The sequence below is a fragment of the Polaromonas sp. genome, from assembly GCF_031411155.1.
Taxonomy (GTDB): Bacteria; Pseudomonadota; Gammaproteobacteria; order Burkholderiales; family Burkholderiaceae_C; genus Polaromonas.
The window spans coordinates 1-9,731 of record NZ_JANOAL010000116.1; the positions used below are offsets into that span (position 1 = coordinate 1).

Genomic DNA, 9,731 nt, shown 5'->3' on the forward strand with positions numbered 1-9,731 from the left:
GCATGTCTTCTTCCCCCAAAGTTCTATTCGGCTTTCATGCCGTGGGCGTTCGCCTGAAAACCGCCCCCAAGTCGGTGCTGGAGGTGTTTTTTGATGCCTCGCGCCGCGATGCGCGTATGCGCCAGTTCACCGACCGGGCGCGTGAAGCCGGTGTCCGGCTGATTGAATCCGACGGCCTGCGGCTGGCCAAGATGTGCGGCAGCCATGGTCACCAGGGCGTGGTGGCGCGGGTCGATGCGGTGGCCCAGGTCACGTCGCTCGATGAACTGCTGGAAAACCTCGAGGCGTCTGGCGTGGCCCAGCTGCTGGTGACGCACGACCCTGCGATGGCCGCGCGCTGCAAGCGCCGCATCACCATCGAAGCCGGACAAATCAGCCAGATTTCTTCTCATATTGGGCTCTAGCCCAGGTGTATAGCGCATAGTTCGCTATCAATAAAATAGCAGACGAACGCGTGACAAGAAACCGGAGTGCAGGACTGTGGCACCACCATGAGGTGCCTGGAAGCCTAAAACGCCTGGAAATCTGTAGCTGAAGAAGGTGTCTTGCCTCCAACAACGGGCGGAAACTCGACGCGCATCTGCCCAGCCTGCCAGGGCGGGTACTTCTCCATCACGCGCTCAAACAGTGTCCCGGATTCCCAGTTCGCCAGCCAGCTCACCAAATGCGGCCAGGGTTGCAGCGCAAACCACGCCGCATCGGTGTGGGCAAACTGGCGCACAAAGGGCAGGATGGCCATGTCGGCCAGGCCGGCGCGCTGGCCGAACAGCCAGCCACCGCCTGCCAGCCGCGCTTCAAGCCCCGCCAGCCAGCGCGCGCCGGCGGCCCGCTGCTCCCGCGCAAATTGCGGCGCATCGCCCGAATGCTGCTGCGGATAGCGGTTTGGGTATTTGTAGCGGTCCAGCTGCTGCTTGAAGGCGCCGTCGTTGTCGGCCACCAGCGCCAGCATCGCGTCAATCGATTCTTGCGGCGGCGCCAGCCAGAGCGCCGGGTCGTTTTGGCGCAGCGCCCACAGCATGATGTCCAGGCTCTGCTCAATCACTTCGCCACCGGGCAGCACCAGCACCGGCACGGTGGCCTTGGGCGATGCGGCCAGCAGTTCGGGCGGTTTGTTCTTCAGCAGCACCTCGCGCAGCTCGCAGCGCTGGCCGCTGACGGCGATGGCCAGCCGGGCCCGCATGGCGTAGGGGCAGCGGCGAAAGGAATACAGAACGGGCGGTTCAGGGCTCAAGTTTGGGGTCCTGCTGGCGCACGCCGATATGCGCTTGATGGCGCGCCTCGGCCAGTTCGACCTGGCGCTGGCGCTCGCGGTAACCGGCTTTTTGCTGCTCGGTCGTCGTGCCGTGGCAGCGGGCGCAACTCACGCCCAGCTCAAACAGCGGCGAGGCGCGGTCGGCATCGCTCAGGGGCTCGCGGCAGGAGCGGCACAGCGTGTAATGGCCGGGCGCCAGGCCGTGGCCGACCGACACGCGCTCGTCAAACACAAAACATTCGCCGTGCCAGCGGCTGTGCGCCTCGGGCACGGTTTCCAGGTACTTGAGGATGCCGCCCTGCAGGTGGTAGACCTCGTCAAAACCGCGCGAGCGCAGCAGGGCGGTCGATTTTTCGCAGCGGATGCCGCCGGTGCAGAACATGGCGACCCTGGGCTTTTTGCCTGCGGCGCCGGCCAGTTTGCCGCCGACCTGCATTTCGCGCTCGACCCAGGCCGGCAGCTCTGAAAAACTTCGGGTGGCCGGGTTGATGGCGCCCTCGAATGTGCCAATCGCCACCTCGTAGTCATTGCGGGTGTCGATGAGCACCACGCCGGGCTCGGCCAGCAGCCGGTCCCAGTCCTCGGGCCTGACGTACTGGCCGGCCATCAGGGCCGGGTGCACATCGGGCAGGCCCAGGGTGACGATTTCCTTTTTGAGGCGCACCTTCATGCGGTAAAACGGCGGCTCAGCGGCCCAGGCCTCCTTGTGCTCCAGCGTGGCCAGACGGGGGTCTGCGCGCAGCCAGGCCAGCACCGCGTGGACCGCCTCGGGCCGGCCGGCAATCGTGCCATTGATGCCCTCGGCGGCGAGCAGCAGCGTGCCCTTGACACCATTGGCCTCGCAACAGGCCAGCAGCGGCGGCTGGAGCGCGGCAAAGTCCGGCAGTTCAACAAATTTATACAGGGCGACGGTCAGAAAATCTTGCATGCAATCATTGGGCGCTGTCGCGGCGAAGTTTGGGGGACCTCCGGATTATCCGGCGGCGGCTAATTTCTGGGGAATACTGCCTACACAGAAATTTGTTGCAATGCAGCAAAATAAGCCGATGCGCAAGCCATTGACCCCCACCGCACCCGCGCTGCCCGCATGGCCAAAAGCCTGAGCAGCCTGTGGCTGAAAAACCTGCGGCGCCTGAACCGCACGCAGCAGACGCAGGGCCGCAAGCTGCTGAAAAGCCTGCTGCCCAAGGCGCCGCGCGCGCCTGCCGCACGGCGCGTGAAGGCGGTGCGCAAGGCCGCGCCGGTGAAAGCCGCCAAGCCGCTTAAAACCGTCAGGCCGCTCAAGCACCGATTGACCGCCCCTGCCGCCTCGGCCGCGCCGGCTCAGCCTGCAGCGGGCCTGCCGGGCGTCTGGAAGCAATCCTGGTTCGCCGTGCCGGCCGCCGGGCCGGTGGCACCGGCGCGGCGCCTGCTGTACTGGCTGTACCTGCCCAGCGCCGCGTCGCGCGCCGCCAGCGCGCCACTGCCGCTGGTGGTGATGCTGCACGGCTGCCAGCAGACGGCGGCCGACTTTGCCGCCTCTACCCGCATGAACCGGCTGGCCGAACGCAAGGGCTTTGCGGTGCTGTATCCGCAGCAGTCGGGCACGGCCGACGCGCACCGCTGCTGGCACTGGTACCAGCGCAGCACGCAGCAGGGCCTGGGCGAGGTGCGGCAGATTGCGCAGCTGGTGGCGCAGCTGCAGGGCCGGCACGCCCTGGACGCGTCGCGCACCTACGTGGCGGGGCTGTCGGCCGGCGCGGCGCTGGCCGGCCTGCTGGCCTTGCACCACCCCGGCCTGTTTGCGGCGGCGGGCCTGCATTCGGCCCCGGTGCTGGGCACGACCGACTCGGCCCTGGGCGCCTACCGCGCCATGCAGCACGGCGCCGGCCTGGCGCATGGCGAGGCGGCGCGTGCCTTTGTCAAGGCGCTGCCCCAGTCTGCAGGGGCGCAGGGCATGCCGGCCATCCTGATCCACGGCGCGCGCGACGCGGTGGTGCGGCGCATCAACATGCAGCAGCTGACCGGGCAGTTCGTCATCGTCAATCAAGCGGCCCTGGCCCAGACCGAGCCGGTGCTGCGCAACTACCCGGGGCGCGCGGGCGGGCGCCACCCGCGTCATGCCTACCAGAGCGCGACCTACTACGCGGGCCGAAAGCCCCAGCTGATGCGCTGCGAGATTGCCGGCCTGGGCCACGCCTGGAGCGGCGGCGACGGCGGCCTGGCGTTCAGCGCGCCCGAAGGCCCCGACGCGACGCTGATGATGTGGAGTTTTTTTTCACGCCACCGGCGCGAGCCGGTGCCTGGAAGCGGCTGAAACCGCCTGAAACCGGCCTTGCAGGCCGGTTTGGCAACGAAATGGGCCTCCAGCCCACGATTAATACGCATGGGTAGCTATTGTTTTGATAGCAATTGGCAATGCCGGGCCAGTCAAGGTCACAGATCAAACAGCCGCTGCGCCAGCCACCAGCTCGCCAGCATCGCCACCAGCAGCGAGCCGGCCTTGAGCACGCCGACGCGGTAAAACCGGGTGCCGCGCAGCCAGAACGCCAGCGGCAAAAACACCGCCACAATCGCCAGCTGGCCGACTTCAACACCTGCGTTAAAGCCCACCAGCGCCAGCACCAGCGCGCCTTGCGGCAGGCCCAGGTCGGCCAGCACCGAGGCAAAGCCAAAGCCGTGGAGCAGGCCAAAGGTAAAGGCCATGACCCAGCGCCGCCCCTCGATCGTGCCGCGCAGGTTGTTCAGCGCCGCCACGATGACCGAGGCGGCAATCGCCGATTCGACCAGCCGCGACGGCAGGCTGACGATGCCCAGCGCCGCCAAGCTCAGGGTGATGGAGTGGGCCAGGGTGAAGGCGGTGACCACCTTCAGCACCTCCTTGACGGCGCCGCCCAGCCGCGGCGCGGCCTGCCATTGGCCCTCACGCCGCACCAGCACCGACGGCAGCAGCAGCGCCAGCAAAAACAGGATGTGGTCGTAGCCAATCCAGATGTGCCAGATGCCATCGACCAGGTACTGGCGCAGGGTTTGCCAGGCGCTGGCCGCTTGCAATGTCAGGGTCTGCTCGGCCGATTCGGTGCCGAACACCAGCGCCTGGGCGTTGGCCTTGCCCGGCGCAATCCACTGCACCAGGCCCCGGTGCGACGGGTCCACATCAAACAGCAGCGAGTAGTGCGCTTTGAGCTCACCCGACAGGCTGGCGCACCGGGCCGTGAGGCTGAGCACCGCGTAGGTGCCGTCGCTGTGCTGGTCCAGTTGCAGCGCTTGTCCAGGCTGCCAGACGCAGGGCTGGCCGGCGGCAGACAGCGCCAGCCGGCTGGTGGCCAGGCGCGTGATGTCCTCGCTGCGCTGGCGCACTTCGCCCCAGTTCAGTTCGCCGTTGCCGTCGCGGTCAAGCTGCAGCACGTAGTCGAGGTCGCGCAGGGCGATGTCCCAGCGCACTGCGATGTCGGCGCTGCCTTCGCTGGCGCGCAGGGTTAGATAGCTGTCGGAAGGCTTGTGCGCCCAGGCGCTGAGCTGGGCAAAAAGCAGTGTCAGTAACAGGAGGCAGCGCTTCATCGCGTCGCTCCCTGGGCAACCAACTGGGTCGCCAGCGCGCTGACGGCCGGGTCTTCGTAAGCGCTGCTGCGCAGCCAGTCGAGCGCCGGTTGCGCCGCCTTGGCCTGTTTGGCGGCCAGCGCGGCGCGCATCAGGATTTCGGCGTCGCGCGGCTCTTTTTGCACCTGGTAGTTGCGGCTGGCAAGCTCCAGCGCCCTGGCCGCATGGCCTTCAATGTCGAGCTCGAAGCGCGCCGCTTCCTGCTCGTGCAGCCGGTCGCCACGCTTTGCCGCCGCCTGAAAACGGTCGCGCAGTTGCGCCGCCCAGCCTTCGGCCCGCTTGTCGCCCGCCGCCTTGCCGGCCAGCGCCAGCCGCAGCAGCAACACGTCAGAGCGTTCCCAGTCGGCCAGCAGCTTGAGCACCTCGGCGGGCCGCTGGCGCGCCAGCAAAAAATCGGAGTACGCGCCCAGCAGGTATTGATCGGTCACGCCCAGTTTGAGCGCCGTATCGAAGTGAGCCTGGGCCACCTCAAAGCGTTGCAGCCGCATCGCCATATCGGCCAGGCGGGTGTGGTCCCACAGCAGCAGTTCGGCGGCGGCTTTCGGCGCCGCCTTGACGCCGGCGTCCAGCTTGTCAAAGGCGGCGGCCAGCTGGCCGGTACTGGCCTGAACATAGACACTGCAGCCCAGCCCCAGCAGCGGCTCGGCCAGCGGCGTGATGCGTTCGCATTCGGCGCCGGCCTCGGCATAGCGCGCCTGCACCATGTAAATCGCGGTGCGCCAGAGCAGCGGTTCGGGCGTGCGCGGATTGAGTTGGGCAGCTTTGGCCAGGCTGGCCAGCGCGGGCTCGAATTCGTGGCTGAACTGCTGGATCATCCCGCGCACCAGCCAGTAGCCGGCGTTGTCGGGTGCCGACTGCGCCAGCGGCCCGATGGCGGCCGAGGCGTAACCGACATAGCGCGGGTCGCCCTGGGCCATGGCCAGGTCAAAGTAGCGCCGTGCAATCTCGATGCGCAGTGCCGCATCGTCGGGCCGCGCCGCCAACTGCTTGCGCAGCGACTCGACCCGCTTGAGCGCCGGATCGCTGGCCCGGCCGGGCAGGCGCTCGACCACTACCGCGTCATTGGCCGGGGTGAATGGCGCTGCGGCCGCAGGAAGGGCCGCCAAGACGGCGAGGGCAAGCGCCATCAGCGAACGAGAGACCATGAGGGAGGCGGGTGCGTGAATCGCCGCCGGCAGGGCGGAAAGCGGCAAAAAAGGGTTCGGGTGCATGGGGGCACAGTGTAGTGGTGCGCCGTGGCGGGCTTTGGCCGGATTGATGACTGGCGCACGGCTCGCGCGCTCAGAACCTAAAATCACCCCATGACCCAAGCTCTCAAAGTCGCCGTCATGGGCGCAGGCGCCGTCGGCTGCTACTACGGTGGCATGCTGGCCAGAGCCGGACACGAGGTGGTGCTGATCGCGCGGCCCCAGCATGTGAAGGCGATTGCCCGCGACGGCCTGCGCCTGCAGACCACGACCTTCGACGAGCCCGTGCGCCTGGCCGCCAGCACCGAGGCCAGCGCGGTGCAGGGCGCGCAGCTGGTGCTGTTCTGCGTCAAATCCACCGATACCGAAGCGGCCGGCGCCCAGATCCTGCCGCATCTGGCACCCGACGCGCTGGTGCTGTGCCTGCAAAACGGCGTCGACAACGCCGACCGGCTGCGCACCGTGCTGCCACAGCACGCGGTGGCCGCCGCCGTGGTGTACGTCGCCACCGAGATGGCCGGCCCCGGCCACGTCAAACACCATGGCCGCGGCGAGCTGGTGATCGAGCCCTGCCTTTCCGCGGCTATGTCCGGCGAAGCCGTGGCGCAAGCGCTGATCGCCGCCGGCGTGCCGACCGAGATTTCAGGCAATGTGCGCGGCGCGCTGTGGGCCAAGCTGATCCTCAACTGCGCCTACAACGCGGTATCGGCCATCACCCAGCTGCCGTATGGCAAAACGGTGCAGGGCGAGGGCGTGAACGGCCTGATGCGCGACGTGGTGGCCGAATGCCTGGCCGTGGCGAAAGCCGAGGGCGTGCAGGTACCCGGCGACGTGGACGCCGCCATCCGCAAAATCGCCGAAACCATGCCCAGCCAGTTTTCATCGACCGCGCAAGACCTGGCGCGCGGCAAGCCCACCGAGATCGACTACCTCAACGGCCTGATCGTGCGGCGAGGCGAGGCGCTGGGCGTGGCGACGCCGGCGAACCGGGTGTTGTGGGCCTTGGTGAAGCTGATGGAGGCGCCGGAGCGATCCACAAGGTAAAAGTTGGCGAACCGGCTCAAGGCCTGGCGTCGCGCCAGACCAGGTAGGGGTTCAGGGGCGTGCCACGCCACCATTGGCGCTCGGGCCCCAGCCGGAAGATGGCGAAATGCAGATGCGGCGCATCGGGCGAGGCATTGCCCGTGCTGCCCACATAGCCGATCACCTGGCCTTTGCGCAGGTTTGCGCCTTCCGCCACGCCGTCGGCATAGCTGTCAAGGTGCGCGTAGTAGTACGCGTAGTGGCGGTCCGGGTCGAACTGGTACAGCGTGATGCCGCCGCTCTTGCTCAAAAACAGCTTGGCCACGCGGCCCTCTTCTACCGCCAGCACCGGCGTACCGCGCGGCGCCATGATGTCCAGTGCCTCATGCGCTGCGCCGCCTGCGCGGGCCTGCGTGTAGGTGTCACTCAGCTGTGCGGCCGTCGCCCCCTGCACGGGTAGGACCAGGGCGCGTGAGCGCAAGGGCGACAGGTCTGGGGCGTTTAAAGCGGCAGCAAGAGAAGGCAGAGAAGGCAGAGAAGATGGACCGGGCTCGTTTTGCGCCACTGAAACAACCGGCGCAGCTGACTGAAACTGCACGGGTGACTGGATAGTTGACGGGATGGTTGACGGGATGGGCCGGGGTGACCTGACTTGCGTTGACGTTTCCATGCGCCTGCCCAGCGTCCAGGCGCCCGCCAGCACCAGCACCAGGCACACGGCAAGAACGGTACGCCGAAGCAGAGTGGCCGCAGGCAGCATCAGGTCTTGACGTTGACCTTGAACCCGGCCTTGGCCAGGCTAGACAGGCGTTCCGCGTCCCAGTTGGTCATGTGGATGCAGCCGTTGGTCTCGGAGTGACCCACATTCGAGGGGTTGGGCGTGCCGTGAATGCCCCAGTGCGGCTTGCTCAGGCCCAGCCAGATACTGCCCACGGGGTTGTTCGGTCCGGGTGCGATGTCCACCTTCTGCGCATCCTTGGGCGCATTTTTCAGCAGCAAGGGGTTATAGGTGAAGCTGGGGTTTTTGACTTCGTTCTTGATGGCCAGCGTGCCGACCGGCAGCGGGTCGTTTTTCTCATTGCCGATGCTGATGGGGAAACCCGCCACCGGCCGTTGTTCGGCATCCAGCACATAGAGCACGCGATCCGACTTGTCGATCTGGATGGACGTCGCCTTGAGCGGCGCCCGGCTTTCAGCGACGTTGGGCACGATGAGGTCCTTGCCGGCTTCAACTTTGCGGCCCCCGTTGAGCTGCTTCAGGTAGGCGATGCTGGTGTGGAATTTCTCGGCCAGCGCTTCGTCAACCGACTCATAGACCAGCGCCTTCATTTTGGCCCGCTCGTCCATGGCGGTGGGCGTCTTCTCGAACGGGCCGGCAAGGTCCTTGTCGGTCACGGAATAGCGCGACAGCAAGGGCGCGCTGTCGTCGCGCAGTGACGCCCAGGTCTGCGGCGTGACCGTGCCGGTTGTTTTGAGCCCGCGCGCAGTCTGGTAGGCCTTCACCATGCGCTGCATGTTGGCGGCAAAGCGCCCGTCAATCTCGCCGCAGGAAAACCAGGCCCGGTCCAGCAGGATCTGCGCACGCGCCACGGCGGCTCCCCGGCTGCCGCTGCGAAGCAAGGGGCTGTCGGTGGCCTTGTTAAAAGCGTCGCTGTCAAACGCCTTGCTGCTTGACGTTTTGGCCTCGGCCCGCGGCTGCGCAGCCCATGTGGCCTGAGCGGCCAGGCCAATGCCGGTGAAGCACAAGCCAATGACGAGCGTGCGCCAGGAAAGATGACGCGGCGAACATGATGGGATGGAGGGCATGGGGGGCATGGCTGGCGCTTTCGTGGTTACCGCACCAGTCTTGCACCGCCCGAGCCCGCCAGGTGTAAGCAGGCGCGCCTGCTGAAAGTCAGCTATATGCCGATCAGCTGCGCCAGGCCAAGCTGCGAGAAACCAGGAAAGGGGCCACGCTGCCGGGTTTTGCCACTGGAAACACCCGTCGCCTGGACGCTGTTGCCCTATAACGACGATGTGCCGGCCAGGTCCAGAATGCGCTGCCAGTGCCGTGATTCCACCGGCGTGATCGACAGCCGGTTGCCTTTTTTCAGCACCAGCATCTCCGCCAGTTCCGGGGTGGCGCGCAGCTCGGGCAGCGTCAGGTTGCGCGTCTTGCGCAGCGCCTGCACGTCCACCAGCAGCCAGCGCGGTTCCTCGGGCTTTGATTTGGCGTCGTAGTAGGGCGATTTGGCATCGAACTGGGTCGGGTCAGGGTAGGGCGGGGACGCCACGCGTGCAATGCCGACAATGCCGGGTTCGGCACAACTGGAGTGGTAGAACAGCACGCCATCGCCGACACGCATCGCATCGCGCATGAAGTTGCGCGCCTGGTAGTTGCGCACGCCGATCCAGGGCACTGTGGCCTTGGGGGCTGCCAGCGCATCGTCTACCGAGCATTCCTCGGGTTCGGACTTCATCAGCCAGTAGTTCATGGGTGCAATCCTTGGCGGCGCAGGCTCACGTTATTGCCTACGGCGGTTTGCCGCTGCCTGGGCAATCTCCGGCGGCAGGCGCTTGAGCAGCCAGCGGATCGCCAGCGGCACCAGCACCAAGTCGTCCACCATGCCAATCACGGGCAGCACGTCGGGGATGAGGTCTATGGGCGAGAGCACGTACAGCACGATCAGCGCGGTGCCGACCTTCAGCCA

General features: G+C 66.8%; 10 protein-coding genes and 1 pseudogene. 3 read left to right on the plus strand and 8 right to left on the minus strand.

Annotation, left to right across the window (positions count from 1 at the left end):
- Positions 1 to 2 precede the first annotated feature (2 nt).
- Positions 3 to 320, plus strand: a pseudogene (locus RMO23_RS07940) (RNA methyltransferase substrate-binding domain-containing protein); the annotation flags it as partial.
- Positions 321 to 508: 188 nt separating this feature from the next.
- Here the strand turns inward: RMO23_RS07940 and RMO23_RS07945 are convergent.
- Together RMO23_RS07945 and RMO23_RS07950 are read right to left on the minus strand one after the other, a co-directional pair.
- Positions 509 to 1,180 carry a glutathione S-transferase gene (locus RMO23_RS07945; RefSeq protein ID WP_309680236.1) on the minus strand — a complete coding sequence of 224 codons (672 nt, stop codon included), beginning with the start codon at positions 1,178 to 1,180 and terminating at the stop codon, positions 509 to 511.
- A 40-nt stretch (positions 1,181 to 1,220) separates the two neighbouring features.
- Positions 1,221 to 2,180, minus strand: coding sequence for a rhodanese-related sulfurtransferase (locus tag RMO23_RS07950; protein ID WP_309680218.1), 960 nt, complete (start codon positions 2,178 to 2,180; stop codon positions 1,221 to 1,223).
- Positions 2,181 to 2,339: 159 nt separating this feature from the next.
- Between RMO23_RS07950 and RMO23_RS07955 the strand changes: the two genes are divergently transcribed.
- Positions 2,340 to 3,548, plus strand: coding sequence for a PHB depolymerase family esterase (locus RMO23_RS07955; RefSeq protein ID WP_309680220.1), 1,209 nt, complete (start codon positions 2,340 to 2,342; stop codon positions 3,546 to 3,548).
- Positions 3,549 to 3,667: 119 nt separating this feature from the next.
- Here the strand turns inward: RMO23_RS07955 and RMO23_RS07960 are convergent, their stop codons facing one another.
- Together RMO23_RS07960 and RMO23_RS07965 are read right to left on the minus strand one after the other, a co-directional pair.
- On the minus strand, positions 3,668 to 4,792 hold the full coding sequence (locus RMO23_RS07960; protein WP_309680222.1) for a HupE/UreJ family protein: 1,125 nt from the start codon (positions 4,790 to 4,792) through the stop codon (positions 3,668 to 3,670).
- A complete protein-coding gene (locus RMO23_RS07965; RefSeq protein WP_309680225.1) occupies positions 4,789 to 6,042 on the minus strand; it encodes a hypothetical protein in 1,254 nt (417 codons plus the stop codon). Before RMO23_RS07965 ends, RMO23_RS07960 begins: the two co-directional genes overlap by 4 nt.
- Positions 6,043 to 6,132: 90 nt before the next feature.
- Here RMO23_RS07965 and RMO23_RS07970 point away from each other — a divergent pair, with 90 nt between their 5' ends.
- Positions 6,133 to 7,062, plus strand: a complete 930-nt coding sequence (locus RMO23_RS07970; RefSeq protein ID WP_309680227.1) for a 2-dehydropantoate 2-reductase — start codon at positions 6,133 to 6,135, stop codon at positions 7,060 to 7,062.
- A 16-nt stretch (positions 7,063 to 7,078) separates the two neighbouring features.
- On the opposite strand, the gene RMO23_RS07975 is transcribed toward RMO23_RS07970, so the two are convergent.
- From RMO23_RS07975 to RMO23_RS07990, 4 genes are all read right to left on the minus strand, one after another.
- Positions 7,079 to 7,522, minus strand: a complete 444-nt coding sequence (locus tag RMO23_RS07975; RefSeq protein ID WP_309680229.1) for a M23 family metallopeptidase — start codon at positions 7,520 to 7,522, stop codon at positions 7,079 to 7,081.
- Positions 7,523 to 7,800: 278 nt separating this feature from the next.
- Positions 7,801 to 8,856 (minus strand): L,D-transpeptidase, encoded by a 1,056-nt coding sequence (locus tag RMO23_RS07980; protein ID WP_309680231.1) that lies wholly within the window; start codon positions 8,854 to 8,856, stop codon positions 7,801 to 7,803.
- A 188-nt stretch (positions 8,857 to 9,044) separates the two neighbouring features.
- The gene (locus RMO23_RS07985; protein WP_309680233.1) at positions 9,045 to 9,515 is read right to left on the minus strand and encodes an EVE domain-containing protein; all 471 of its coding nucleotides are present in this window, start codon (positions 9,513 to 9,515) and stop codon (positions 9,045 to 9,047) included.
- 30 nt (positions 9,516 to 9,545) lie between these two features.
- Positions 9,546 to 9,731: DUF1232 domain-containing protein (locus tag RMO23_RS07990; RefSeq protein ID WP_309680234.1), on the minus strand; the 186-nt coding region annotated here is incomplete at its 5' end.